Source organism: Acidovorax sp. GW821-FHT10E04, assembly GCF_059415185.1.
In genome coordinates this window covers 672,170-697,605 of sequence record NZ_JBWKMT010000001.1, presented here as the reverse complement: position 1 = coordinate 697,605, position 25,436 = coordinate 672,170, and the positions used below count along the sequence as shown (strand labels likewise).

Below are 25,436 nucleotides of genomic sequence, written 5' to 3'. Positions count from 1 at the left end.
GGATTGACGCGGCATTGCCCCAGACGCAATGCACGCGCTGCGGCTACCCGGATTGCGCGGCATACGCCCACGCCATTGCGGAACATGGCGTCCCCATCAACCAGTGCCCTCCCGGCGGAGCCGAGGGCATTGCCCGCCTCGCCGCCATCACCGGGCAGCCGGTCTTGCCGCTGAGCGCCGAGCATGGCACGGAGGCCCCGCGCGCCGTGGTTTTCATCGACGAAGCGTGGTGCATAGGCTGCACGCTGTGCATCAAGGCCTGCCCGACCGACGCCATCGTGGGTACCCACAAGAAAATGCACACGGTCATTGAGCCTTACTGCACCGGCTGCGAACTGTGCGTGCATGTGTGTCCGGTGGATTGCATCCACATGGAAAACATCAGCGGCGCCGCCACCGGCTGGTCCGCCTGGTCCGCGCCGCTGGCCCAGCAGGCACGCCAGCGCTATCAGGCACACCGCGAACGCCTGCCCCTGGAGGCGGTGGTGGAAGACAAGGATTTTCCCGAGATCAACGGGGCTGCCATGCCCACCATAGCCTCGGCAGACCACAATCCGTCCACCTCTCTCATCCGAGGCGAAGAGGACAAGGCCCAGGCACTGCGCCAGGCCGCCATTGCCGCCGCGCTGGAACGTGCCCGCCAGCGGCGCGCCCAAAACCCGCGCTAGACGCACAAGGCAGTGAGGAGGCCTCCGCCCTTCCTTCTGCCTTCTGCACAGAAGCCCGCCAGGTGTGCTCAGCGCGCCGCCAGCGCCTTGTACACCCCACACCCCACATACAGATCTCCCACGCGGCTGACATAGGACATCTTTGTCTGCACCGCGCCGGTGGAGGGGTTGGTGATGTTGTACTCCACCCAGCCTGGGGCATGGTCGGCCTGGCCGACGATATCGCTCACGAGGCGGTCCCCCGCGATGCCTGGAATGTCCTGTACGCGTGTGCCCACCTTGGCGGTGTTGCCACCAAAGGCAAGATAGGTGCCGGCGGTATCCAGCACGAACACATACATGTCCCGGTCGTGGTACGGCTGGCTCTTGTCGGTAATGCTTCGCAGGAACTGGTCGCGCGAAGTGCTCTTGTGCAATGCCACGGCCCTGCTCACCAGCGCCACGGCCTCCTCGGCGGTGCCCTGCTGCAGGCGAAATGCCGACACCGCGCGCGACAACGTGGATGCCCGGCTCTCCAGGGCTTCGGCCTGTTGCACGGCATGGCCCACCATCTGGGCGTTGTGCTGGGTGATCTGGTCCAGTTGCTGCACGGCGGCACTGACTTCGCGCAGGCCCGTGCTCTGCTCGGTGCTCGACCCGGAGATCTCGGACATGCTGGCCGCCACGCTGCGAATACCTCCCGCCATGTCGGAGATGCCCTCCCCGGCCGAACGGATCAGGCCCGCGCTGGTCTCGACCTGGCTGACCGAGGCGCCGATCAGCTCGCGGATTTCGTGCGCCGCATCGCTGGACCGCTTGGCCAGCGTGCGCACCTCCGCGGCCACCACGGCAAACCCGCGGCCCTGCTCGCCCGCCCGTGCGGCCTCGACGGCGGCGTTCAGGGCCAGGATGTTGGTCTGAAATGCAATGCTGTCGATGACGCCGATGATTTCGGTCATGCGCCGCGCCCCTTGCTGGATGGCCTCGACCGATTGAACGGCACGTGCCATGGCTTGCGCGCCCGCATCGGCCGCGCTGCGCACCTGGGCGGCCCGCGCATCGGCACTCTGGGCCGTCTGCGCGTTGTTCTGCACGGCGGACGACAACTGTTCCACGCTGGCCGCTGTCTGTTCCAGATTGGCCGCCTGCTGCTCGGTGCGGTCGGCCAGGGACCGGTTGCCCTCGGCCAGGCTCTGGCCCGCATGGGCCACCAGCGCCGCGTTGCTGCGGATGTCGGCCACCATGGAGGAGAGCGTGATCACCATGCGGTCGAGCGACTTCGCCATCTCTGCGACCTCATCGTGCCCATGGTCGCCGCGGGCCTGTGCGCGCAGATCCCCGCCCTGGGTCAGCTCGATGGTCCGCGCCAGCCCGGCGAGGTCGCTCGAGAGGCTGATGTAGAGCGCCAGCAGGGCATAGGCCACCACTCCGGCACCCAGCGCGAACAGCCACCAGGGCGATCCCCATGCCGCGATGGCGAGCGCGGCCGCCACCAGGAAACCCAGCGAGAGCAGTTTGCCAGGCAGATGCCACCTGCGCATCCACCAAAGTCCCGGACGCAGCGGTAGGAATCCTGACATCATGTCTCCTCTTGTCGTTCTTGCAACTGGCGCGAATCCTAGGGGCCGGCACTTACGGCGGATTGACAGACCGGGTGCAGGGGGCCTGCCGGGGCGCCGCCCACCCGGGCCCGCAGCCCGCGCATGCTGCAGCAATGGACCGGGCCCCATCGCCCATAATGGCGCCCCATGAATCCCCTGCTTTCCCATCTCCAGCCCTACCCTTTCGAGCGGCTGCGGCAGCTATTCGCGGGGGTGGCTCCCCCGGCAGCCTACAGTCCCATCAGCCTGGGCATGGGCGAGCCACGCCATCCTACACCGCAGTTCATCAAAGATGCACTTAGTAACAACCTCAGTGGGCTGGCGAGCTACCCGGCCACGGCGGGGGAGCCGGCTCTGCGCGAGGCCTTCACCCGATGGCTGAATCAGCGGTATGCGATCACCCTGGACCCCGCGACCCAGGTCCTGCCCGTGAACGGTTCGCGGGAAGCGCTTTTCTCGTTTGCGCAGACCGTCATCGACCCTTCACAGGGCCAGCCGCTGGTGGTCTGCCCCAATCCGTTCTATCAGATCTACGAAGGCGCCGCGCTGCTGGCGGGCGCCACCCCCTACTACGCGGCCAGCGATCCGGCGCGCAACTTCGCGGTGGATTGGGACGCCGTGCCGGAAACGGTGTGGCAGCGGACCCAGCTGCTTTTCGTGTGCTCCCCCGGCAACCCCACCGGCGCGGTCATGCCGCTCGGCGAATGGAAGAAGCTCTTTGAACTGAGCGACCGCTATGGTTTTGTCATTGCCTCGGACGAGTGCTACAGCGAGATCTACTTCCGCGACGAACCTCCATTGGGCGGCCTGCAAGCCGCAGACCAGCTGGGCCGCGGCGGCTACAGGAACCTCATTTCCTTCACCAGCCTCTCCAAGCGCAGCAACGTGCCCGGCATGCGCAGCGGCTTCGTGGCGGGTGACGCGGCCCTCATCAAGGCGTTCCTGCTGTACCGCACCTACCATGGCAGCGCCATGAGCCCCATCGTGCAGGCGGCCAGCATTGCCGCCTGGGGCGATGAACAGCACGTGGTGGAGAACCGCGCGCGCTACCGCAAGAAATTCGCCCAGGTCACGCCCTTGCTCGCGGGCGTCATGGAAGTCGCCCTGCCGGATGCCGGCTTCTACCTGTGGGCCAAGGTGCCCGAAGCCCTGGGCATGGACGACGCCGAGTTCGCGCGCGCCCTCTTGGCTCAATACAATGTCACCGTGCTCCCCGGCAGCTACCTGGCCCGCGAGGCCCAGGGCAGCAACCCCGGCGCCCAGCGCGTGCGCATGGCCCTGGTGGCCGAAACCGAAGAATGCGTGGAAGCCGCGCTGCGCATCGTGCAATTCATCCAATCCCGTACTGCCTGATCTGATCGACAACGACATGACCCAACAACTCCAAACCCTCATCGACAACGCCTGGGACAACCGCGCCAGCCTCTCGCCCTCCGCCGCCCCCAAGGAAATCCAGGACGCTGTCGAGCACGTGATCGCCGAGTTGAACAACGGCAAGCTGCGCGTGGCCACGCGCGAAGGCGTGGGCCAGTGGACCGTGCACCAGTGGATCAAGAAGGCCGTGCTGCTGTCGTTCCGCCTCAAGGACAACGAAGTGGTCAAGGCCGGCGACCTGGGCTTCTACGACAAGGTGCAGACGAAATTCGCCCACCTCTCCGAAGAAGAGATGAAAGCCACGGGCGTGCGCGTGGTGCCCCCCGCCGTAGCGCGCCGCGGCAGCTTCATCGCCAAGGGCGCGATCCTGATGCCGTCGTACGTGAACATCGGCGCCTACGTGGGCGAAGGCACCATGGTCGACACCTGGGCCACCGTGGGCTCGTGCGCGCAGATCGGCGCCAACGTGCACCTGTCGGGCGGCGTGGGCATCGGCGGCGTGCTGGAGCCGCTGCAGGCCGGCCCCACCATCATCGAAGACAACTGCTTCATCGGCGCGCGCTCCGAAGTCGTCGAAGGCGTGGTGGTGGAAGAAAACTCGGTGCTGGGCATGGGCGTGTACCTGGGCCAGAGCACCCCCATCTTCAACCGCGCCACGGGCGAGATCAGCTATGGCCGCGTGCCCTCTGGCTCGGTGGTGGTCAGCGGCAACCTGCCCAAGACGGCCGCCAACGGCGCGCCCTACAGCATGTACGCCGCCATCATCGTCAAGCAGGTGGACGCGCAGACGCGCTCCAAGACCAGCATCAACGACCTGCTGCGCGACTGATCGCGGCTGACCGGCCCCGCACCTGACCGGCACGATCAGCGCCACCCCAGACAAAGACGACAAACAGAGGGACACACCATGAGCACGATGGAACGGATTCTTCGCCTGATGGCCGAGAAAAAAGCCTCCGACGTCTATTTGTCGGCCAATGCGCCGGCGCTGATCAAGATCAACGGCGAGTGCGTGCCGATCAACAACCAGATCCTGCCGCCGGATGCTCCGCGCAACCTGCTCTCCGAAGTGGTCCCTCCGGACCGCATCGAAGAGCTGGAAGAAACCGGCGAACTCAACATGGGCGTGCCACTCAGCGGCGTGGGGCGTTTTCGCGTCAGCGCCATGCGCCAGCGGGGCAGCTATGCGGTGGTGATCCGCTTCATCTCGCAGCAGATCCCGGAATTCAGTTCCCTGGGCCTGCCTCCCGTGCTGCGCGAGCTGATCATGGAAAAGCGCGGGCTCATCCTGGTGGTGGGCGCCACGGGCTCGGGCAAGAGCACCACGCTCGCTTCCATGATCGACACCCGCAACGAAGCGCTGACCGGCCACATCCTCACCATCGAGGATCCGGTCGAGTACCAGTTCAAGAACAAGAAATCCATCGTCAACCAGCGCGAGATCGGCAGCGACACGCAGTCGCTGCAGACGGCCCTGAAGAACGCGCTGCGCCAGGCGCCCGACGTGATCCTGATCGGGGAAATCCGCGACCGCGAAACCATGTCCGCCGCCATTGCGTATGCGCAATCGGGCCACCTTTGCCTGGCCACGCTGCACGGCAACAACAGCTACCACGCGCTCAACCGGATCCTGTCGTTCTACCCCGTGGAAGTGCGCCCCACCATGCTGGGCGACCTGGCTTCCGCGCTCAAGGCCGTGGTGTCGCAGCGCCTGGTCCGCAAATCGGACGGCGGCCGCGTCCCCGCGGTGGAAGTGATGCTCAATTCCAAGCTGGTGTCCGAGCTGGTGGAGAAAGGCGATTTCTCCGGCGTGAAGGAAGCGATGGAGAAATCCATGGCGGAAGGTTCGCAGACCTTTGAGGAAGCGCTGGCGCACCTGATCATGGAATCCAAGATCGACCGCAAGGAAGGCCTGGCGTACGCGGATTCCCCCACCAACCTCATGTGGCGCCTGCAGAACGACTTCTCCCTGGCGGCCAATGCGGCCAAGGCCCAGAAAGAAGCGCGGGATACCCCGGACGACCAGCCTTCGTTCACCGAGATCGTTTTGGACGTTAAACCGGCTGCATGATCCCTCCTGAGTCGCCTTCGGCGCACTGCCCCCGGGGTGACGGCGCCCTGGCTGCGGCGCGTGCCCGGAGCCACACGCCCGGGCCGCGCCGGTGCATGACGCGGCGTCTGGGACAATCGACTATTTAAACGCCCCCTGTCTTACCCACCCCTTCCCATGTCCCGCACACTGCATCTGGCCGAACAGCTCATCGCCCTGCCCTCCATCACCCCCGAGGACGCGGGCTGCCTTGACGTGCTGGCGGCCCGCCTGGCCGCGCTGGGATTCGTGTGCGAACGGCTGGACAGCGGCCCGGCGGATTTCCGCGTCAGCAATTTGTGGGCAAAACGGGCTGCAGCCCAGTCTGGAAAAGCGCCATCAGCTATCAAAACAATAGTATTCGCAGGCCACACCGATGTCGTGCCCACGGGGCCGCTGGCGCAGTGGAGCAGCGATCCCTTCGTCCCCACACACCGTGGCGGCAAGCTCTACGGCCGGGGCGCCAGCGACATGAAGACTTCCATCGCCGCGTTCGTCGTGGCGGTCGAGGAATTCCTGGCGCACACGCCAGAGCCCCTGGTCCAGCTCGCCTTCCTGCTCACCAGCGATGAGGAAGGCCCGTCGGTGGACGGCACCAAGGTCGTGGTCGAGCAGCTCAAGGCGCGCGGCGAGCAACTGGACTACTGCATCGTCGGCGAGCCCACGTCGGTCGAGCGCACCGGCGACATGATCAAGAACGGCCGGCGCGGCACGCTCAGCGGCAAGCTCACCGTGCGGGGCATCCAGGGCCACATCGCCTACCCGCAACTGGCGCGCAACCCCATCCACCAGGCGCTGCCTGCCCTGGCCGAACTGGCCTCGACGGTATGGGACCAGGGCAATGCCTTCTTCCCGCCCACCAGCTGGCAGATCAGCAACATGCATGGCGGTACGGGCGCCACCAACATCATCCCGGGGGACGTGGTGGTGGACTTCAATTTCCGCTTCTCCACCGAATCCACGGCGGAAGGCCTCAAGCAGCGCGTGCACTCCGTGCTCGACCGCCACGGGCTGGAGTACGACCTGCGCTGGACGCTGGGCGGACAGCCTTTTCTCACCACGCCGGGTGAACTGGTGGACGCCGTGCAACAGGCCATCGCGGCGGAGACCGGCCTCACGACCGAGCTCTCCACCACGGGTGGCACCAGCGATGGCCGCTTCATCGCGCAGGTCTGCCCCCAGGTGATCGAACTGGGCCCGCCCAACGCCAGCATCCACAAGATCGACGAACACGTGGTGGTGGCCGACATCGAGCCGCTCAAGAATATCTACCGCCGCACACTGGAAAACCTGCATGCGCAGGCGCTGGCAGCCCCCGAGGCCGCCCCGGCGGTGCGTGCATGAGCACGGCGGCACCCCACGCCGTGGCGGGCACCACGGTCGGCGCGCTCGTCGAATCGGGCAGCCGGCAGCTGGCCGAAGCTGGCGTTTCCTTTGGCCATGGCACCACGAACGCCCACGATGAAGCCGCCTGGCTCGTGCTGTGGCGCCTGGGCCTGCCGCTGGACAGCGACCTGTCGGACGCGCCCGATTCCCTGAGGAACCAGTCTGTCGCACCCGAGCAGGTCGCCCTGGTGGCCACCCTTTTCGAAGAACGCGTCCGCACGCGCAAGCCCGCCGCCTACCTCACGCAGGAGGCCTGGCTCCAGGGCGTGCCGTTCTACGTGGACGAACGCGCCATCGTCCCGCGCAGCTTCATCGCCGAGCTGCTTGTCGACGGCGGCGCGGACGAGTACCTGAGCGACCACACCCACCGGGTGCTGGACCTGTGCACGGGCAACGGCAGCCTGGCCGTGCTGGCCGCCATGGCCTGGCCCGAGGTGTTGGTGACGGGTGCCGACATCTCGCCCGACGCCCTGGCCGTGGCCCGGATCAATGTGGACAAGCACGGCCTGCAGGACCGCATCCAGCTGCAGCTCTCCGACGGCCTTCAGGCCCTGCCCGGCCCCTGGGACCTGATCCTGTGCAACCCGCCCTACGTGAATGCGGCCAGCATGGCCACCTTGCCCGCCGAGTACCGCGCCGAGCCCGCACTCGCCCTGGCCGGCGGCAGTGATGGCATGGACTTCGTGCGCCAGCTGTTTGCTGCCGCGCCCGCCTGCATGAGCGAGGATGCCGTGATCATTCTGGAGATCGGCAACGAGCGTGCCTACTTTGAAGCAGCCTTCCCCCAGTTGCCCGTGTTCTGGCTCGATACCAGCGCTGGCGAAGACCAGGTTTTGCTGGTGACCCGGCGGGCCCTGGCCGCCCAATCCCGTCTCGCGGCACAATAGAGGGTTGCGCGCCGCTGCCGCTTGCATCGGCTGCACCGATTGCAGCAGCGCTGGCCCCCTGCTTTTTCATGCCACCCGCCCAGCGCGGGTGCGCCTTTTTGTGAACTCCGGATGATCACCCTCAAGAACGTTACCTTGCGACGCGGCGCCAAAGTCGTGCTCGACAGCGTTTCCGCCACCATCAACCCCGGCGAGAACGTCGGACTCGTGGGCCGCAACGGCGCGGGCAAGTCCAGCCTGTTCGCGCTGCTCAGCGGCAAGCTCCATGAAGACGGTGGAGACTTCTACATCCCCGCGAGCTGGCGCATGGCCGAGGTCGCGCAGAACATGCCCGAGACGGACCAGTCCGCGACCGAGTTCGTGCTGGAAGGCGATACGCGGCTGGCCGAGGTCCAGCAGCAGCTGGTGGAGGCCGAGGCCAGCGACGACGGCATGGCCATTGCCCATGCGTATTCCGACCTGCACGACGCCGGCGCACACGACGCCGTGGCGCGCGCCCAGGCGCTGATCCTGGGCCTGGGCTTTCGCGTGAGCGAGCTGGAGCAGCCGGTCAACAGCTTTTCGGGCGGCTGGCGCATGCGCCTGCAGCTGGCGCGGGCCCTGATGTGCCCCAGCGACCTGCTGCTGCTGGACGAGCCCACCAACCACTTGGACCTGGACGCGCTGGTCTGGCTGGAAGCCTGGCTCAAGCGCTATGCGGGCACCATGATCGTGATCAGCCACGACCGGGAGTTCCTCGACGCCATCACCAACGTCACCCTGCAGATCCAGCAAGGCGAGTTGAACCGCTACGGCGGCAACTACAGCAAGTTCGAGGAATTGCGCGCGCAGCAACTCGAACTGCAACAGGCCAGCTTTGCCAAGCAGCAGGAGAAGATGGCCCACCTGCAGAAGTTCATCGACCGCTTCAAGGCCAAGGCCAGCAAGGCCAAGCAGGCGCAAAGCCGCGTCAAGCAGCTCGAACGCATGGAGAAGATCGGGCCGGTGCTGGCCGAAGCGGACTTCACGTTCGAGTTCAAGGAGCCGACCAACCTGCCCAATCCGATGCTGGCGATCAGCGACGCATCGTTCGGCTATGTGGATGACGAGGGCGCGGCCACCACCATTCTCAGGGGCGTGAACCGCTCGGTGCTGGCGGGCCAGCGCATCGGCATCCTGGGCGCCAACGGCCAGGGCAAATCCACCCTCGTCAAGACCATCGCCCGCACCATGAAACCCCTGGGCGGCAGCGTGACCGAGGGCAAGGGACTGAACATCGGCTACTTCGCCCAGCAGGAACTGGACGTGCTGCGCCCCGCGGAGAACCCGCTGGAGCACATGATCCGCCTGGCCAAGGAGCTGGGGCCCGATATCAAGCAACCGAGCCGCGAACAGGACCTGCGCAGCTACCTGGGCACGTTCAACTTCACAGGCGACATGGTCAAGCAGGCCGTGGGCACCATGAGCGGCGGCGAAAAGGCGCGGCTGGTGCTGGCGATGATCGTCTGGCAGCGCCCCAATCTGCTGCTGCTGGACGAGCCCACCAATCACCTCGACTTGGCAACCCGCGAAGCCCTGGCCATGGCGCTCAACGACTTCGATGGCACGGTCATGCTGGTCAGCCACGACCGTGCGCTGCTGCGCTCGGTCTGCGAGGACTTCTGGATGGTGGGCCGGGGCGTCGTGGGGCCTTTTGACGGGGATCTGGACGACTACCAGCGCTACCTGCTCGAGGAATCCAAACGCCTGCGCGAGGAGGCCCGCCTGGCCGAGCAGGCGCAGACATCCTCAGCGGCGAGCCAGACACCACCCCCAGCCGCCGTGGCACCTTCGCCAGCGGTGGCACATCCCGCCCCCGTGACCGCCCCGGCCCCCACACCGGCCGCCGCCCCCGCCCCTTCGCGCGATGGACGGGAGCAGCGCAAGCTCGATGCCCAGGTGCGTCAGCAGCAGGCGGAAAAAACCCGGCCCCTGAAAAAGGAGCTGGAACAAATCGACAAGCGCCTGGCCGCCCTGTCCACCGAGCGGGCCACGTTGGAGCACAAGCTCACCCAGGCCCTTGCGCCGGCGGAGATCGCCGAGTGTGGCCGCAACCTCAAGGCAGGGAACGACGAGACAGCCAGGCTGGAGGAGCGTTGGCTGGAAATTTCTTCGGTCCTGGAAGAAATGTCGGCGTCGGCAGCGGGTTGAAAATGTAAATCCATGTAAGCCAAAAGACTCTATTTTTTGGCGTTGGCGCATACCTGGAAAGCATTTAGTGCTTCATTTTTGATAGCGATTTACATTGTAAACAGACGGGCACTGGCGGTTGCATTTTTTTGCGAAACGCTGTCAACGGACTGTGGATTGGCTGCGTTGTTGGTACATCACAGGAGTTTTCAGCATGAATACCACCGCAATCTTGTCCGCCTGGCCCGAAGACGAACGCGACCGCAAGCGCGCTCCCGCCCGCCTCTGAAGGCGCCGCAGCCAGCGTTTCCCGCCCGAAGGCCCTCAAATGCCAGCCACCACCATGAAGCACGAACCATACCAAGGTGTGGGCCATGCTTGCACCGGGTGGCGCATTTCATAGCCCCATCGAGGCAAGACGCCCGGCAGTCCTTCCCTCTTGCTCCTCCCCAACAAAAAACCCCGCGCTGCGGGGTTTTTGTTCTTTACGGCAAACAGCGGGCCCAGGCCATCAGCCCATGTGCAAGCCGCCATTGACCGAGAAGTCAGCCCCGGTGGCATAGCCCCCTTCTTCCGATGCCAGCCAGGCAATGATCGATGCGATTTCGCTGGGTTCGCCCAGGCGCTTGACGGGAACGGTCGCCACGATCTTTTCGAGCACGTCAGGGCGGATCGCCTTGACCATGTCCGTGCCGATGTAGCCAGGGCTCACGGTGTTGACCGTCACGCCCTTGGTGGCCAGTTCCTGCGCAAGGGCCATCGAAAACCCATGCATGCCCGCCTTGGCGGCCGAATAGTTCGTCTGGCCTGCCTGGCCCTTCTCGCCATTGACCGAGCTGATGTTGATGATGCGGCCCCAGCCCTTTTCCACCATGTCGGCCACCACCTGCTTGGTGACGTTGAACATGCTGTTCAGGTTGGTCTCGATCACCGCATCCCAGTCTTCGCGCGACATCTTGAGGAACATGCGGTCGCGCGTGATGCCCGCGTTGTTCACCAGCACGTCGATGTTGCCGTGTTCCGCCTTGGTCTTGCCGAAGGCCTCGACCGTGGAATCCCAATCGCCCACATTGCCCACTGACGCATGGAAGGTGTAGCCCAGGGCCTTTTGCTCACCCAGCCACTTGGCATGGTCGCGGGTCGGTCCGCAACCGGCAATGACCTTGAAGCCCTCCTTGTGCAGGCGCTGGCAAATGGCGGTTCCGATGCCGCCCATGCCGCCGGTGACGTATGCAACTTTCTGGCTCATGTGATTTCTCCTTGTTGATTGGTGATGCCTTCAGCGTCCACTCTACCCAAGAAATCGGACACTGCCGTGAAGGAAAACACTGAAGCCCTTTCCTTTTTGACAGATTGGCCTGCACCGCGGCCAGGACGCCCTGAATTCGGCGCGCGCTGCCACGCCTTGATACAAAAAAGGTCCACGGCCATACCGGCATGCGGACCGCAGCCTGACTAGCGTCCGGAAATAAAAAAAGCCGCGCGAACGCGGCGTCGGCCCGGGATCGGTGGAGGTTGCGCGGCATGGACTGCCGCGCCCCCCTGGCGCCTCAGCGCTCCACCGCGAGCGATACGCCCATGCCTCCGCCAATGCACAGCGCGGCGAGCCCCTTCTTGGCGTCGCGGCGCTGCATTTCATGCAGCAGCGTCACGAGGATGCGGCAGCCGGACGCGCCGATGGGGTGGCCGATGGCGATGGCGCCGCCGTTCACATTGACCTTGGCCGGATCGATGGCCAACTCCTTGTTCACGGCACAGGCCTGGGCGGCAAAGGCTTCGTTGAGTTCGAACAGGTCCACATCCGCGGCACTCCAGCCCGCGCGCTGCAGCGCCTTGCGCGATGCAGGCACAGGGCCCATGCCCATGGTGGCGGGGTCCAGACCGCTGGTGCCGAAGGCCGCGATGCGTGCCAGGGGCTTGAGACCCAGTGCGGCGGCCTTCTTGGCGCTCATCACGACCACGGCGGCCGCGCCGTCATTGAGACCCGAGGCATTCCCCGCCGTCACGCTCCCTGCCTTGTCGAACGCGGGGCGCAGGCCGGCCAGCGCTTCGGCATTGGTCTTGCGGTTGAGGTATTCGTCGGCATTGAAGACGATGGGATCGCCTTTCTTCTGCGGCAGGCTCACGCCCACGATTTCGTCAGCGAACCTGCCGGCATCCTGCGCGGCAGCGGCCTTTTGCTGGCTCGCCAGCGCCAGGGCGTCCTGCATGTCGCGGGTGATGCCGTACTGCTTGGCCACGTTCTCGGCCGTGATGCCCATGTGGTACTGGTTGTAGACGTCCCACAGGCCATCGACGATCATCGAGTCGACCATCTTCCAGTCGCCCATGCGCTGGCCGTCGCGCGAACCGTTGAGCACGTGGGGCGACAGGCTCATGCTCTCCTGCCCGCCGGCCACGACGATCTCGCTGTCGCCCCATGCCACGGCCTGCGCCGCCAGCATCACGGCCTTGAGGCCCGAGCCGCACACGGCGTTGATGGTGAGCGCGGGGGTCTCCTTGGCCACACCGGCCTTCATGGAGGCCTGGCGCGCCGGGTTCTGGCCCACGCCCGCGGTCAGCACCTGGCCCATGATGACTTCACCAATCTGGTCGGACGAGAGGCCCGCGCGCGCGATGACTTCGCGTATCACGATGGCGCCCAACTCGGTCGCGGGCGTCTTGGCCAGTGCGCCACCAAACTTGCCCACGGCGGTGCGGGCGGCCGAAACGATGACGATGTCTTCCATGGAATGTCCTTGTGGTTGGGGGTTGTTGCTTGGTAATTCTCGCAGCGCCGCGGATCAGTGCTTTTGCGTATCCGCCGGTGCCGGCGCTGCCCCGGCGCGGGGCGCCAGACAGGTGCCGCAATGCGGGGCGGCGCCGCCGTCCCTGATCGGCAATGCACGCCAGAGGCGACCCAGGGGCTTGCGCATGTCACGCCTTCTGCTTGACGTAGCTGCCCGGTGCCGGCTCGGTAGCCCTGAATTTCGTGCCCTTGCCGTAGGCCTTGGGGGCCGCGATCTGCTTGCCGGCATGGCCCTTGAGCCATCCGGACCAATCGGTCCACCAGCTGCCGGGGTGTTCGGTCGCGTCCTCCAGCCACGAGTCCAGCGTGGCGGGCAGCTTGCCGTCCGCGCGGATCCAGTGGCTGCGCTTGCCCTTGGCGGGGGGGTTGATGACGCCGGCGATGTGGCCCGAGGCCCCCATCACGAAGCGCTTCTTGCCAGGCAGCACCTGGGTGGATGCATAGGCGGCGTTGATGGGCACGATGTGGTCTTCGCGCGAGCCGTAGATGTACACCGGCAGCGTGAGGTTTCCAAGGTCCATCTTCTCGCCGCACACGGTGAGCCTGCCGGGCTTGACCAGGTTGTTCTCCAGGTAGAAATTGCGCAGGTACCACGCGTAGAACGGCCCGGGCAGGTTGGTGCTGTCGCTGTTCCAGTACAGGAGATCGAACGGCGGCGGCGTCTCGCCCTTGAGGTAGTTGCCCACCACGTAGTTCCACACCAGGTCGTTGGGACGCAGGAAGCTGAAGGTCGATGCCAGGTCCTGCCCCTTCATCAGCCCGCCCTGCCCCATCTGCATCTCGCGGAACTTCACGAACGCCTCGTCGATGAACACATCCAGAATGCCGGTGTCCGTGAAGTCGATCAGGGTGGTGAGGAACGTGGCGCTGGCCACGGGCTCATCGCCCCGTGCCGCCAGCACGGCCAGCGCATTGCTCAGGATGGTGCCGCCCACGCAGAAGCCCAGCGCGTTGATCTGTTCGGCGCCGGTGATGTTCCGCACCACGTCGATGGCCGCCATCGCGCCGTCTTCCACATAGTCGTCCCAGGTCTTGTGGGCCAGGGCATCGCCGGGGTTGCGCCAGCTCACGACAAAGGTGCGATGGCCTTGTTCGACGGCGTAGCGGATCAGCGAATTCTCGGGCTGCAGGTCGAGGATGTAGAACTTGTTGATGCACGGCGGCACCAGCAGGAAGGGGCGCTCATAGACCTTGGCGGTGAGCGGCTTGTATTCGAGCAGCTGGAACAGCTCGTTCTCATACACCACGGCGCCCTCGGTGGTGGCCACGTTGCGGCCCACCTCGAACAGGCTTTCGTCGGTCATCGACACATGGCCCTGTGTGATGTCGTGCAGCAGGTTCTGCATGCCCTTGGCAATGCTCTCGCCCTTGGTTTCGATGGCCTTCTTCTGCGCCTCGGCGTTGAAGGCCAGGAAGTTGCTCGGCGCCATGGCGGCCATCCATTGCTCCACGCCGAAACGGATGCGGGCCTTGGTCTTTTCGTCGGACTCCACCGCCTCGGCCAGGCCCATCAGGGTGCGCGCATTGAGCAGGTAGGCGGCGGCCGAGAAGGCCGCGACGGGGTTGCTGGCCCAGCCCTCGCCGGCGAAGCGGCGGTCCTTGACCTCGGGCGCGCCCTGCAGGCCCTGGGCCCACAGTTCCTGCGCTTCCTTCAGGTACTGCTGCTGCAGCGCCTGCAGCTTGCTGGGTGAAAACTTCAGAGGGGGGGTGGCGGGTACCTGCGTACCAAGGTCCAGCTTCTGGAACGACTGCAGTGCCTGTGACCAGCTTTGCCCGAAAATCTGCTGGAACTGCTGGGCGCTCTCGGCCCATGGTGATTCAGAATTCATGCTCTTTCCTCAGTGATTGGTCGCTCGCAGCGGCAGGGCTTCTTGTTTTTTGTGTCTCGGGTTCATTGTTGCCGACCCACTTCAGCATGGCAACGGATTCAACGCTTGCAGCGAACATAAACCAATGTACCTCATCGTCATCGCCTGGACCTACGTCACCCTCATGATGGCGGTGGCCGAAGCCACCAGCCCCACCGGGACGCTGCTGGGCGCCGTGATCACGTTCGCGCTGTATGGGCTGCTGCCCATGGGCATTCTGGTGTACATCCTGGGCACGCCTTCGCGCAAGCGCGCGATCAAGGCGCGTGAAGCCGCGGAGCAGGCTGCCCACGATGCCGAGCAGGCCGCGGCGGCCCGCGAGGCTGGCGGCCCCGATTCCTCAGCCGCGCCAGATGCAGGCAGCGAAGCGCCCGCTGCCGCCCAGGGTGGCGCTGTCGCGCCGGTGGGAAAAGAACCTTGATGCGTTCGTGACGGTGCACCATGGCGGTGTTCCGTCATTGCCGTGGACATGGGTGATTCCGAGCGCCTGCAACCGCCGCCGCGCGAGGCCCGCCAGATCGCACAGGTACTTGCCGCTGGCGTGGCCGCTGGGCGCGAAGCAATCCTGCAAGGCCGGGGCGGTGTCGCAAAAAGCCGCCCGCACCTCGGGACCCACCTCGAACGCCTGCGGGCCGATGCAGGGCCCCAGCCAGGCCAGCGTGTCCTGCGCCACCCCTTGCAAGGGCAGGATTGCTTCAATTTTTATAGCATCGTGCGCTTGATCCGCCTTGGCCAGCGCGACAAAACGCTTGAAAACCGATTCCAGCACCCCCTGCCCGTCCACCCCCGCGAGCCCGCGCCATCCCGCATGGGCCGCAGCCACGGCCCGGCCTGAGCGGTGGGCGAACAGCACCGGCAGGCAGTCGGCCACCATGATGGTGCAGGCGACCGCGGGAACCGCCGCCACGCAGGCGTCGGCCTCGATGCCGTCGGGCGTGCCGCCGTCGAGCTGCACCACGCCATCGCCATGCACCTGGCTCAGAAACACGGGCCGCGTGCCCGCTGTCACTCCTTCGAGGGCGGACTGAAGCCGAAGGCGGTTGGCGCGGACAGCGGCGGGGTCGTCCCCCACATGCATGCCCAGGTTCAGGCTGTCATACGGGGGCAGGCTCACACCACCCGCGCGGGTGGTGCACAGCGCATGCACGCCCGGCGGCAAGGGCCAGTCCGGCACCAGCCAGTCGGTGGCCTGCGGGGAGTGCGTGCGAAGGGTCAAGCTTCGTTGTCCGGACAGGCGGAAGGCTGGGCCTTCTGGAATGCGGGCAGCGCCATGCAGGCGTCGAACGCGCCCATGGTGAGCGGCAGGCCGCCCAGGTCGACCTTGAAACGCTGGGCGTTGAAGATCTGCGGCACCAGGCAGCAGTCGGCCAGCGTGGGGGTGCCGCCCCAGCACAGCACCGAGGGCGCCAGCCCCTGGGCCGCGCGCTCCTGCGAGAGCAGCACCAGCTGCCGCTCGAAGGCCTCGAGCCCGCTGCGCAGCCAGTGGTGGTACCACGCGTTCTTGGCGGCTTCATCCACCTTCAGCTCCCGCACCAGATACTTGAGCACGCGCAGGTTGTTGATCGGGTGGATCTCGCACGCCACCATCTGCGCCAGCGCCCGCACGCGCGCCCGGTCCAGGGCCGTGGCGGGCATCAGGGCGGGTGTGGGATGGGTCTCGTCCAGGTATTCGATGATGGCCATCGATTGCGACAATGCCTCTCCGCCATCGGTCACCAGCGTGGGCACCAGGGCATCGGCGGCGAGGGCCGCATAGGCAGGCTGCTGGTGCTCGCCCTTCACGAGGTGCACGGGAATGTAGTCGTAGGCCAGGCCCTTGATCTGCAGCGCGATGCGCACGCGAAACGAGGCCGAGGAGCGGAAGTAGTTGTACAGCTGCATGGGGATGGGGATGGGGATTGCGTCGATGGATCGGTGGGCGTGCGTGCCGTGGAGAGCGGCGGTTGTACGGTGCGTCCCGCAAGCCCTGCCACGGCCCGGCGGGGCCGGCGTCATGCGCCCGAGGCGCCGGCCGGGTCCTGGTGGTTGTAGACGACCTTGGTGAGCAGCACCATCAGGTCGCCGCGCTCCTGCGCGTTGAGGGGCGCCATCAGACGCTCCTGCACGCGCTGGGCGGCATCGCGCATCTGCAGGGCCGCCACTTCGCCTTCCGGCGTGATCCACAGCAGCTTGCGGCGGCGGTCGCGGGTGTCGGGTTCGCGGCGGATCCAGCCGCGCTTTTCCAGGCGCCCGATCACCGACCCCGAGGTGGCCGCGTCGAACGCCACGCGGGATGCCAAGGTGACCTGGTCTTCCCCGGGCCGGGCCAGCAGTTCATGCAGGATGGCGAACTGCACGGGCGTCACGTCAAACCCCGCTGTCTCCTCCATGAAAAGCGCCACGGTACGCTGGTGGGCACGGCGCACCAGGTGGCCTGGCGTGTTGTGGAAATCGAAGCTCTTTGCCATGGGCGCGAGTGTAGCGTCCCACAGCAAGACGCCCGCACCCATGGCACACTGCCACACTTCGGCCCGGCCCGCAGGGCAACCCGCCCGCACGCCAGGCCCGCACCCGTTCCATCGCACCCAGAGACAAGAAGAAAGGCAGACATGAGCTACGTGTTTTCTCCCGCACCGGTGGCCAGCGTACCCGTGGCCGGCAGCGCCGACCGGTTCCCCGTGCACCGCATCTACTGCGTGGGCCGCAACTACGAAGAACACGCCAAGGAAATGGGCTTCACCGGTCGCGAGCCGCCGTTTTTCTTCATGAAGCCGGCCGATGCCATCGTGGTGGTGAATGCGGGCGAGACGGGCCAGCTGCCCTACCCCAGCCTCACGGCCAACCTGCACCATGAGATCGAACTGGTCGTGGCCATTGGCAAGGGCGGGAAGAACATCCAGGCCGCCGATGCGCTCACCCACATCTACGGCTACGCCGTGGGCCTGGACATGACGCGCCGCGACCTGCAGAACGACATGAAGAAACAGGGCCGCCCCTGGTGCATCGGCAAGGGCTTCGACGCGAGCGCGCCCATCGGCCCCATCACGCCCGCCGCGCAGGCCGGTGACGTGGAGAAGGCCGGCATCTGGCTGCAGGTCAACGGCGCGGACCGCCAGCGCAGCACCGTGGCCCAGCTCATCTGGAACATCGCCGAGACCATCGAGCACCTGTCGGCCGCATGGGAGCTGCAGCCCGGCGACCTGATCTACACCGGCACGCCCGAAGGCGTGGGCGCCGTGGTGCGCGGCGACGTGCTCGAGGGCGGCGTGGACGGCCTGGGCACGCTGCGGCTGAGCGTGGTGTGACGCCCTGCGGCCTGGGCCACCTGGCGCACAGGCCCCCGGCGCGCAGCCAAAAGCTATCCTTTTCATAGCTGCCAGCGCTGATGGAACAAGCGCCAGCAGCCTATTTGAATCAAAACCCCCGATGACCTTCCGCAGCCCCATCAAACACTGCCGCGCCTGTGGCACCGCCGTGGTCTACCGCCTGCCGGACGACGGCGACACCAAGCAGCGCGCGGTGTGCCCCACCTGCAGCACGGTGCACTACGAGAACCCGCTCAACGTGGTGGGCACCGTGCCGACCCTGCCCGATGGACGCGTGCTGCTGTGCAAACGCAACATCGAACCGCGCTGGGGCAAGTGGACGCTGCCGGCGGGCTTCATGGAACTGGACGAAACCACGGCCCAGGGCGCTGCGCGCGAGACGGACGAGGAAGCCGGCGCACAGATCGAGATGGGCCCGCTGTTCAGCCTGCTCAATGTGCGCCGTGTGGGGCAGGTGCACCTGTTCTACAGGGCCCACCTGCTCAGCGACCAGTTCAACCCCGGGTATGAAACCATAGAGGCGCGGCTCTTCACCGAAGACGAGGTGCCCTGGGACGAGATCGCCTTCCGTACCGTCAAGGAAACGCTGGAAGCGTTTTTTGCCGACCGCAAGGCGGGCAGCTTCGGGCTGCACTGCATCGATATCGAATAGCGCCCGGCCCCTGGACGGCCCAGCCCGGGGGGTACGTGCCCCCGGTCCGCCGGACGTGCCGACCCTGCCTCAGTGGAGAAACAGGTTCCAGGGTGCAGGAACGGTGGTGAGGATGGAGCGGCCGCTGAAGCCCGCCTGCGCCGGCTGAACCACCGACGCATTCACCACGCCCGCGTTGCCGCCGTTTCCGCCGCTGGCCCCGCCGCCCCCTCCAGCAAGGGACGATCCCCCCGAGAAATCGTCCAGACCCATCGCGCCGCCATTGACCAGCAGCGATCCCGTGACCACGGGCGTGGAGGACGCCACCAGGTGGATGATGCCGCCCCCACCACCACCTCCCGCGCCCGCGCCCACCGCGTTGCCAAGGTTGCCGTTGAAGCCATTTCCGCCATGCCCGCCATTGGCCAACAGTGCGCCCGCCACCGTGATGTCGCCGCCGGCCGCGATGACGATCACGCCTCCTGCCCCGCCACCGGCCCCGGCGGCGTCCGCGCCCTGGGTCATGGCGTTCTGCCCGTTGCCGCCATTGGCCTTGATCACGCCCGATGCGGTGACGGTCACATTGCCCCCGGCAAGGATCACAAGTGATCCGCCCCCGCCTCCACCCGTGTCCTGCGCGTTCGGCCGGCTACCCGCCCCACCCGCGGCGGCTGGCGGTTTCAAGAGCCGCGCGGCAGAGAGTGCTGGCAGTCCGATACCGCCTTGGGGTGTCCCGGGTGACGACAGCGCAATACCGGGGTGTGGCGTGACATTGCTGGCCCCTTGCGACCCTTCAAGGACGGTGATGGAGCCGGAAATGGTCACGTCGCCGGTCGCGCGCAGCACGGTCCCGCTGGGAAGCGTCAGCGCTCCCGCGATGTCGATCGTGGAAAACTGCATGTGGTGCCGTCCGCCAAGGCTGTTGAACCCTGCTGTCGTGGACAGGTCGATGGTCGAGGCGATCGACACGGTATAGGCCCCCGCGGAGCCATCACCATACGCCGCGACGGAGCCTGCGGGCCCTTGGGGCCCCGCGGGCCCCTGCGCACCTGCAGGCCCTTGCAGCCCCGTGGCGCCCGCTGGGCCCACGGGGCCGGTGGCACCCTCAGGACCGGCCGCGCCTGCAGGGCCCACCGCTCCCGGGGTTCCCGGGGCGCCTGCCGCTCCGGCAGGCCCTGCGGGCCCCATCGGCCCCGTGGCGACGCCCGCCGTGCAGCCTCCCACCGCGCCGCTTGCGCTTTCAAAACAGAGCAGGCTGCCTTGTGCGGGCGCACCAGCCAGTCCGGGCATCCGGATCCTGCCCGCATCGTCCACGCGAAAACGCACGGTCTGGGTTGCCGAATCGGTCACCACGAGGGCGCCGCCAGGTGGAGGCGTCAACCGGATATCTGCGGCCCCGCCGAGGCAGGGGGTCAGTGCAAAACCGCAAGCAAGGGCATAGCTCGGCAGCGAGAAACGAAAGCGTCTTGGAGTCATTTTCTGTGGGTCGTGGATGCACGATGGGCGGGACGCGGCGAGCTTCGCTCCCTGCCAAGGGCGACAGGACCGGTTGCAGGCACACCGCGGTGAAGGGATGAATGAAATGGGTCACGGCGGGTCTCCGGTGGCCCGTAAAAGCACCCGGCGGGAGCGCCCGGCCCCAGGCAAAGCACATTTGCGGAAAATGCCCCCCCGGGGACGGCACACGTAACAATTTCATCGCCGCGCATCCTAGCGGCGGTCATGGGCTGGCGCCAGCAAAAAGTGACCGGCCCGGCCGGGACCGCGAGCCGCCCGCAGCCGTGCTCAGCCGCCCACGCGCTCTTCGGCGGGTGCCGGGGGATAGCCCGGATCGGTCGTGACGGGAGGCAGGCCCTGGCCTCCAGGCGGCCGGGGCGCAGCAGGACCCAGGGGCCACGCTGCTGGCGCGGAGGGCACCGGTGCTGGCGGTGCCGTGTCGCTGCCAAACAGCCCGCGTATCCAGTCGCGCATGACGCCGAGCGAGCTATCCGCCGGCGGGGGCGGTGGGGTGGTGTCGAACTCATCGAAGAACCGCTCCTGGCCGTCGATCACCTTGGCCCGGATCGCCTGCTGCATGAACTCGCCCACCATGGGCAGCGCGCTGCGGGCGCCCTGCCCCCAGTAGTCGCTGCGCAGCGTGATGCGGCCATCGTTGAAGCCCGCCCAGGCCCCCGCCACCACGCGGGCATGCATGAGGATGAACCAGCCATCCGTGTTGTCCTGCGTCGTGCCGGTCTTGCCCGCCACATCGGCCTGGATGCCATAGCGTGAGCGGATCGCGGTGGCGGTGCCCCTGTCCACCGCGCCGCGCATGGTGTTGCGCAGCGTCTGGGCCGCGCGGCCTTCGAAGACCGCCTCGGGCACCGGCTTCGCGAAGGTCTCGAGCACCTTGCCGTGGCGGTCCTCGATGCTGGTGATGAGCACCGGCTCCACATAGCGCCCCAGGTTCACGATGCTGCTGTAGGCCGAGATCATCTCCTTGAGCGTGACCGGGCTCGTGCCCAGCGCCAGCGATGGCACTTCCTCGAGCGGCGACTGCCGCACCCCCAGCGCCCGCGCCACTTCGGCCACGCGGGCGGGGCCGACCTGCTGCATCACCTGCGCGGTGATGGTGTTCTTGGAGAGCGCCAGTCCATCCGCCAGCGTCATGGGCTCGTCGCTGGGCGGGCGCCCGTCGGTGGGGCGCCACACGCGGCCACCGCCCAGCGGTATCTCCACCGCGGCATCCATCAGCGTGTCGCCGGGCGATGCCCCCTTGGCAAAGGCCGCGCCGTACACGAAGGGCTTGAACGTGGAGCCGGGCTGGCGCCGGGCCGCCTGCACGTGGTCGAAGGGGTCCTGGGCGAAGTCGCGGCTGCCCACCCAGGCCAGCACATGGCCCGTGACGGGATCCTGCGCGAGAAACCCCGCCTGCACGCGCGTTTTCTCGAGGCGCAGCTTCTGCAGGAAGGCGTCGTCGGCCAGGAGCGCCTTGAGCGCCTCGGCGGGCTCTTCCCCCTTGTCCAGCGCGGCGCGGTATTCGCTGCTTTCGCGCACCAGGGTCTGCACCAGTTCGTTCTGGGGCCCCCAGCCATCGCGCTTGCTCCAGGCGGCATCGGCCACGCCCTGCAGCTGGCGGCCCTGGCGCGCCACGGCCTGATTGGCATAGGCCTGCAGGCGCGAGTCGATGGTGGTGCGGATCACCAGACCATCCGAATACAGGCTGTAGCCCTTGCTGTCGGCCCAGTCGATGAGCTGCTTGCGCAGCTGGATCGCAAAGTGCGGCGCGGGCCCCATGACCTCGGTCTGGCGCTCGAAGTTGACGCGCAGCGGGCGCTTTTGCAGCGTGTCGAACTGTGCCTGCTCCAGCTTGCCGCGCTTGACCATCTGCGACAGCACGGTGTTGCGCCGGGCCTGCGCACGCTCGGGGTTGAGCACGGGGTTGTAGTAGGCCGTGCCCTTGAGCATGCCGATCAGCGTGGCGCTTTCCAGCACATTGAGCTTGTCGGCCGACTTGTCGAAGTACGTGCGCGCGGCCATCTCGATGCCAAACGCGTTGTACAGGAAGGGCACGGTATTGAGGTAGGTTTCCAGGATCTCGTCCTTGGAATACGACAACTCGATCTTGAGCGCCGTGATGGCCTCCTTGAGCTTGCGCGTGAGGGCCTGGGGGAACACGCGCGAGCGGCCGATCTCCTCCGGAAACAGGTTGCGCGCCAGCTGCTGCGTGATGGTGGAGCCGCCCTGCGGGGCGCCGCGCAGCGTGTGCACCACCGACGATACCGTGCGCCTCCAGTCCAGGCCGAAGTGGTCGTAGAAGCGGTGGTCCTCGGTGGCGATGAGCGCGTTCACCACATGCGGAGAAATCTTGTCGAGCTCCACCCATTCGCGATTGGCCCAGCGGTACTCGGCCAGCAGCTTTCCGTCCACCGACATGAGCTGCGCGGGCAGCTCGCTCTTGGCCTTGCGGATGTCGCTGATGGAGGGCGTGAACGGGATCAGGACCAGGGTGTACGCCAGCACCGCGGCAGGCAGCGCGAGGGCGCACCATAGCAGCGCGCGGCGCAGCGGGCGGGGCATCCAGGCAAACAGGCCGGCCAGCCAGCGGAACAGGGCCGCGGCGCGGGCCTGGAAGGAAAGCAGCAATGTGCGCATCAAGAACTCGGAGTAAGGGGAGAGCGCCTCAGGCGCGCGGGCCCGACAGCAGCGCCAGCATGCCCGCTTCGTCCAGCACGGGCACGCCCAGCTCCTGGGCCTTGGCCAGCTTGCTGCCGGCTTCATCGCCCGCCACCACATAGCTGGTCTTCTTGCTGACCGAACCGGCCACCTTGGCGCCAGCGGCTTCCAGCATGTCCTTGGCCGCGTCGCGGCTCAAGGTCGGCAGGGTGCCGGTCAGCACCACGGTCTTGCCGGCAAGGATCTGCGGGGCGCGTTCGGCCACCGGGCCCTCGGGCCAGGTCACGCCGCAGGCGCGCAGCTGCTCGACCACCTCGCGGTTGTGCGGCTGCTGGAAGAACGTGTGCAGGCTCTGCGCCACCACCGGGCCCACATCGTTCACCTCCAGCAACTGCTCCACGCTGGCGTCCATGATGGCGTCCAGCGTGCCAAAGTGCCGCGCCAGGTCCTTGGCCGTGGCCTCGCCCACGTGGCGCAGGCCCAGGCCGAACAGAAAACGCGGCAAGGTGGTCTGCTTGGATTTTTCGAGCGCGGCCAGCACGTTCTGGGCCGACTTCTCGGCCATGCGCTCCAGCGCGATGAGGGAGGTGAGGCCCAGGCGGTACAGGTCAGGCAGCGTGCGGATCACATTGGTGTCCACCAGCTGGTCCACCAGCTTGTCGCCCAGCCCCTCGATGTCCATGGCGCGGCGCGCGGCGAAGTGCAGGATGGCCTCCTTGCGCTGCGCGGCGCAGAACAGGCCGCCCGTGCAGCGGTGGTTGGCCTCGCCCTTTTCGCGCACCACGGCGCTGCCGCAGACGGGGCAGGCCTTGGGCATCTTGAAGTTGGGCACGTAGCCGGTCCGGTTGCCCGGCATCACGCCCACGACTTCGGGAATCACATCGCCCGCGCGGCGCACGATGACGGTGTCGCCCACCCGAACGCCCTTCTTGCGGATCTCGAACAGGTTGTGCAGCGTGGCGTTGGTGACGGTGACGCCTCCCACGAACACGGGCGCGAGGCGCGCGACGGGCGTGATCTTGCCGGTGCGGCCCACCTGCACGTCGATGCCTTCGATCTTGGTGGCCATCTCCTGCGCCGGGTACTTGTGCGCCACGGCCCAGCGCGGCTCGCGCGTCTTGAAGCCCAGGTCGCGCTGCAGCTGCAGCGAGTTGACCTTGTAGACCACGCCATCGATGTCGTAGGGCAGCGCATCGCGGCTGCCGCCCACCTGCTGGTGAAATGCTACCAATTCCGCAGCACCCGCCGCAATCTGCACCTGCGCCGCCACCGGAAAACCCCATGACTTCAGGGTCTGCAGCATCTCGTAGTGCGTGCGGAACACCGGCCCTCCCTCGCCGGGCGGCGTGACGGCGCCCAGGCCATACGCAAAAAAGCTCAAGGGGCGCTGGGCGGTGATGTTCGAGTCCAGCTGGCGCACCGCGCCGGCTGCGGCGTTGCGCGGGTTCACGAAGGTCTTGCCGCCCTGCTCCCGCTGCCGCTCGTTGAGCGCATCGAAATCAGCGCGGCGCATGTAGACCTCACCACGCACTTCGAGCAGCGGGGGCACGCCCTCGGGCAAGGTCAGGGGTATCTGGCGAATGGTCCGGATGTTATGCGTCACGTCCTCGCCCACCTCGCCGTCGCCCCGCGTGGCGGCCTGCGCGAGGCGGCCGTTTTCATAGCGCAGGCTCATGGCCAGGCCATCGAACTTGGGCTCGGCCACGTACTCGATGGCGGGGTCCGATTCCGCCAGGCCCAGCTCGCGCCGCACGCGCGCATCGAACGCCTGCGCGCCGGTGGCCTCGGTGTCGGTTTCGGTGTGGATGCTGAGCATGGGCACCGCGTGGCGCACGGGCGTGAGGCCTTCCATCACCGCCCCGATCACGCGCTGCGTGGGCGAGTCGGACGTGATGAGGTCGGGGTGCGCCGTCTCCAGGGCCTGCAGCTCCCGGAACACGCGGTCGTACTCGGCATCGGGCACGGTGGGCTCGTCCAGCACGTAGTACTGGTGCGCCCAGCGGTGGAGCTGCTCGCGCAGCGCTTTGATTTTGATAGCTGCCTGCGCTTGGCTGGTCTGCGCTGCGGCCGAAAAAAGTTCTGATTGTTCAGTCATGGTGGCCCAAGCTGGGATTCCTTTTGACAAACCCCAGTTCCCTGCCGCCCGCGAAGCCCACGGATTCATAGAGCCGGTGGGCCTGCGCGCGCTGCGCGCCCGACAGCAGGAAAACCTTGCAGCAGTTCAGGGCCCAGGCCGCGTCCAGGGCGAACTCCAGCGCTGCCCGGGCCAGCCCCTGGCGCCGGAAGCGCCCGCCCGTGATGACATGCTCGACGACGCCGATGGGCATCCCGGCGCTGGCGAAATTGGGCACGAGCGCCAGCATGCAGGTCGCGCCGACCTCGCCATGCCGCAGCGCCACCACCAGCCGCGCGCTGGGGGACCGCAACACGGCGCGAAAGCTGTCCAGCGATGCATCGTCGCCCAGCACAGGGTCCTGGGGCCGCAGTTCGCGGTACAGCGCCCTGACGGCGCCGTGATCGGCCTCGTGCGCCAGCCGGACCAGCGTTGCGCTCATGC

21 protein-coding genes are annotated in these 25,436 nt (G+C 67.0%); 10 read left to right on the top strand and 11 right to left on the bottom strand.

Annotated features, from left to right (window positions below):
• The first annotated feature begins 14 nt into the window (after window positions 1–14).
• Entirely contained in the window at window positions 15–668 is a 654-nt protein-coding gene (locus tag AC07OC_RS03190) for an RnfABCDGE type electron transport complex subunit B (RefSeq protein WP_370627706.1), read from the top strand.
• A gap of 68 nt (window positions 669–736) precedes the next feature.
• Here the strand turns inward: AC07OC_RS03190 and AC07OC_RS03185 are convergent, their stop codons facing one another.
• Window positions 737–2,227: a methyl-accepting chemotaxis protein gene (locus tag AC07OC_RS03185; protein WP_218338554.1), complete on the bottom strand. Its 1,491-nt coding sequence runs from the start codon at window positions 2,225–2,227 to the stop codon at window positions 737–739.
• Window positions 2,228–2,395: 168 nt separating this feature from the next.
• On the opposite strand from AC07OC_RS03185, the gene dapC reads away from it, so the two are divergent.
• From dapC to AC07OC_RS03155, 6 genes are all read left to right on the top strand, one after another.
• Window positions 2,396–3,601, top strand: a complete 1,206-nt coding sequence (gene dapC, locus AC07OC_RS03180) for a succinyldiaminopimelate transaminase (RefSeq protein WP_218338553.1) — start codon at window positions 2,396–2,398, stop codon at window positions 3,599–3,601.
• Window positions 3,602–3,617: 16 nt separating this feature from the next.
• A complete protein-coding gene (dapD, locus tag AC07OC_RS03175; RefSeq protein ID WP_218294964.1) occupies window positions 3,618–4,451 on the top strand; it encodes a 2,3,4,5-tetrahydropyridine-2,6-dicarboxylate N-succinyltransferase in 834 nt (277 codons plus the stop codon).
• A gap of 78 nt (window positions 4,452–4,529) precedes the next feature.
• Entirely contained in the window at window positions 4,530–5,693 is a 1,164-nt protein-coding gene (locus AC07OC_RS03170; protein ID WP_218294963.1) for a PilT/PilU family type 4a pilus ATPase, read from the top strand.
• A 156-nt stretch (window positions 5,694–5,849) separates the two neighbouring features.
• Complete coding sequence (dapE, locus tag AC07OC_RS03165) at window positions 5,850–7,055, top strand: succinyl-diaminopimelate desuccinylase (RefSeq protein ID WP_218338552.1); 1,206 nt, start codon at window positions 5,850–5,852, stop codon at window positions 7,053–7,055.
• Window positions 7,052–7,984 (top strand): 50S ribosomal protein L3 N(5)-glutamine methyltransferase, encoded by a 933-nt coding sequence (gene prmB / locus AC07OC_RS03160; protein WP_218338551.1) that lies wholly within the window; start codon window positions 7,052–7,054, stop codon window positions 7,982–7,984. Before dapE ends, prmB begins: the two co-directional genes overlap by 4 nt.
• A 111-nt stretch (window positions 7,985–8,095) precedes the next feature.
• Window positions 8,096–10,153, top strand: a complete 2,058-nt coding sequence (locus AC07OC_RS03155) for an ABC-F family ATP-binding cassette domain-containing protein (RefSeq protein WP_218338550.1) — start codon at window positions 8,096–8,098, stop codon at window positions 10,151–10,153.
• 490 nt (window positions 10,154–10,643) lie between these two features.
• Here AC07OC_RS03155 and phbB read toward each other — a convergent pair whose 3' ends face one another.
• From phbB to AC07OC_RS03140, 3 genes are all read right to left on the bottom strand, one after another.
• Window positions 10,644–11,381, bottom strand: coding sequence for an acetoacetyl-CoA reductase (gene phbB / locus AC07OC_RS03150; RefSeq protein WP_218294959.1), 738 nt, complete (start codon window positions 11,379–11,381; stop codon window positions 10,644–10,646).
• 301 nt (window positions 11,382–11,682) lie between these two features.
• Window positions 11,683–12,861 carry an acetyl-CoA C-acetyltransferase gene (locus AC07OC_RS03145; RefSeq protein ID WP_218338549.1) on the bottom strand — a complete coding sequence of 393 codons (1,179 nt, stop codon included), beginning with the start codon at window positions 12,859–12,861 and terminating at the stop codon, window positions 11,683–11,685.
• A gap of 187 nt (window positions 12,862–13,048) precedes the next feature.
• Window positions 13,049–14,749, bottom strand: coding sequence for a PHA/PHB synthase family protein (locus tag AC07OC_RS03140; protein ID WP_218338548.1), 1,701 nt, complete (start codon window positions 14,747–14,749; stop codon window positions 13,049–13,051).
• Between the two features lie 124 nt (window positions 14,750–14,873).
• Here AC07OC_RS03140 and AC07OC_RS03135 point away from each other — a divergent pair, with 124 nt between their 5' ends.
• Window positions 14,874–15,209 (top strand): hypothetical protein, encoded by a 336-nt coding sequence (locus AC07OC_RS03135; protein ID WP_218338547.1) that lies wholly within the window; start codon window positions 14,874–14,876, stop codon window positions 15,207–15,209.
• On the opposite strand, the gene pgeF is transcribed toward AC07OC_RS03135, so the two are convergent.
• The 3 genes from pgeF to AC07OC_RS03120 all read right to left on the bottom strand — a co-directional run bounded on the left by pgeF (window position 15,129) and on the right by AC07OC_RS03120 (window position 17,235).
• Window positions 15,129–16,004, bottom strand: coding sequence for a peptidoglycan editing factor PgeF (pgeF, locus tag AC07OC_RS03130; RefSeq protein ID WP_218338546.1), 876 nt, complete (start codon window positions 16,002–16,004; stop codon window positions 15,129–15,131). The two genes, AC07OC_RS03135 and pgeF, sit on opposite strands and share 81 nt — an antisense overlap.
• Window positions 16,001–16,669, bottom strand: a complete 669-nt coding sequence (gene maiA, locus AC07OC_RS03125; RefSeq protein ID WP_218294954.1) for a maleylacetoacetate isomerase — start codon at window positions 16,667–16,669, stop codon at window positions 16,001–16,003. Before maiA ends, pgeF begins: the two co-directional genes overlap by 4 nt.
• 110 nt (window positions 16,670–16,779) lie before the next feature.
• Complete coding sequence (locus AC07OC_RS03120) at window positions 16,780–17,235, bottom strand: MarR family winged helix-turn-helix transcriptional regulator (RefSeq protein WP_218294953.1); 456 nt, start codon at window positions 17,233–17,235, stop codon at window positions 16,780–16,782.
• 141 nt (window positions 17,236–17,376) lie between these two features.
• On the opposite strand from AC07OC_RS03120, the gene AC07OC_RS03115 reads away from it, so the two are divergent.
• Both AC07OC_RS03115 and AC07OC_RS03110 read left to right on the top strand, forming a co-directional pair.
• On the top strand, window positions 17,377–18,072 hold the full coding sequence (locus AC07OC_RS03115; protein WP_218294952.1) for a fumarylacetoacetate hydrolase family protein: 696 nt from the start codon (window positions 17,377–17,379) through the stop codon (window positions 18,070–18,072).
• A gap of 121 nt (window positions 18,073–18,193) precedes the next feature.
• Complete coding sequence (locus tag AC07OC_RS03110) at window positions 18,194–18,745, top strand: NUDIX hydrolase (RefSeq protein ID WP_218294951.1); 552 nt, start codon at window positions 18,194–18,196, stop codon at window positions 18,743–18,745.
• 69 nt (window positions 18,746–18,814) lie between these two features.
• Here the strand turns inward: AC07OC_RS03110 and AC07OC_RS03105 are convergent, their stop codons facing one another.
• From AC07OC_RS03105 to AC07OC_RS03090, 4 genes are all read right to left on the bottom strand, one after another.
• On the bottom strand, window positions 18,815–19,624 hold the full coding sequence (locus AC07OC_RS03105) for a hypothetical protein (protein ID WP_218366890.1): 810 nt from the start codon (window positions 19,622–19,624) through the stop codon (window positions 18,815–18,817).
• A gap of 885 nt (window positions 19,625–20,509) precedes the next feature.
• The gene (locus tag AC07OC_RS03100) at window positions 20,510–22,858 is read right to left on the bottom strand and encodes a penicillin-binding protein 1A (RefSeq protein WP_218338543.1); all 2,349 of its coding nucleotides are present in this window, start codon (window positions 22,856–22,858) and stop codon (window positions 20,510–20,512) included.
• A 28-nt stretch (window positions 22,859–22,886) separates the two neighbouring features.
• On the bottom strand, window positions 22,887–24,974 hold the full coding sequence (gene ligA, locus AC07OC_RS03095; RefSeq protein WP_218338542.1) for an NAD-dependent DNA ligase LigA: 2,088 nt from the start codon (window positions 24,972–24,974) through the stop codon (window positions 22,887–22,889).
• Window positions 24,967–25,434, bottom strand: coding sequence for a GNAT family N-acetyltransferase (locus AC07OC_RS03090; protein ID WP_218294947.1), 468 nt, complete (start codon window positions 25,432–25,434; stop codon window positions 24,967–24,969). The genes ligA and AC07OC_RS03090 overlap by 8 nt, the downstream gene beginning before the upstream one ends.
• Window positions 25,435–25,436: the final 2 nt, after the last annotated feature.

Coding starts and splice junctions, on each gene's coding strand:
- AC07OC_RS03185 (WP_218338554.1), bottom strand. CDS start 2,227: ATGTCAGGATTCCTACCGCTGCGTCCGGGACTTTGGTGGATGCGCAGG.
- dapC (WP_218338553.1), top strand. CDS start 2,396: ATGAATCCCCTGCTTTCCCATCTCCAGCCCTACCCTTTCGAGCGGCTG.
- dapD (WP_218294964.1), top strand. CDS start 3,618: ATGACCCAACAACTCCAAACCCTCATCGACAACGCCTGGGACAACCGC.
- AC07OC_RS03170 (WP_218294963.1), top strand. CDS start 4,530: ATGAGCACGATGGAACGGATTCTTCGCCTGATGGCCGAGAAAAAAGCC.
- dapE (WP_218338552.1), top strand. CDS start 5,850: ATGTCCCGCACACTGCATCTGGCCGAACAGCTCATCGCCCTGCCCTCC.
- prmB (WP_218338551.1), top strand. CDS start 7,052: ATGAGCACGGCGGCACCCCACGCCGTGGCGGGCACCACGGTCGGCGCG.
- AC07OC_RS03155 (WP_218338550.1), top strand. CDS start 8,096: ATGATCACCCTCAAGAACGTTACCTTGCGACGCGGCGCCAAAGTCGTG.
- phbB (WP_218294959.1), bottom strand. CDS start 11,381: ATGAGCCAGAAAGTTGCATACGTCACCGGCGGCATGGGCGGCATCGGA.
- AC07OC_RS03145 (WP_218338549.1), bottom strand. CDS start 12,861: ATGGAAGACATCGTCATCGTTTCGGCCGCCCGCACCGCCGTGGGCAAG.
- AC07OC_RS03140 (WP_218338548.1), bottom strand. CDS start 14,749: ATGAATTCTGAATCACCATGGGCCGAGAGCGCCCAGCAGTTCCAGCAG.
- AC07OC_RS03135 (WP_218338547.1), top strand. CDS start 14,874: ATGTACCTCATCGTCATCGCCTGGACCTACGTCACCCTCATGATGGCG.
- maiA (WP_218294954.1), bottom strand. CDS start 16,669: ATGCAGCTGTACAACTACTTCCGCTCCTCGGCCTCGTTTCGCGTGCGC.
- AC07OC_RS03120 (WP_218294953.1), bottom strand. CDS start 17,235: ATGGCAAAGAGCTTCGATTTCCACAACACGCCAGGCCACCTGGTGCGC.
- AC07OC_RS03115 (WP_218294952.1), top strand. CDS start 17,377: ATGAGCTACGTGTTTTCTCCCGCACCGGTGGCCAGCGTACCCGTGGCC.
- AC07OC_RS03110 (WP_218294951.1), top strand. CDS start 18,194: ATGACCTTCCGCAGCCCCATCAAACACTGCCGCGCCTGTGGCACCGCC.
- AC07OC_RS03105 (WP_218366890.1), bottom strand. CDS start 19,624: ATGCAGTTTTCCACGATCGACATCGCGGGAGCGCTGACGCTTCCCAGC.
- AC07OC_RS03100 (WP_218338543.1), bottom strand. CDS start 22,858: ATGCGCACATTGCTGCTTTCCTTCCAGGCCCGCGCCGCGGCCCTGTTC.
- ligA (WP_218338542.1), bottom strand. CDS start 24,974: ATGACTGAACAATCAGAACTTTTTTCGGCCGCAGCGCAGACCAGCCAA.
- AC07OC_RS03090 (WP_218294947.1), bottom strand. CDS start 25,434: ATGAGCGCAACGCTGGTCCGGCTGGCGCACGAGGCCGATCACGGCGCC.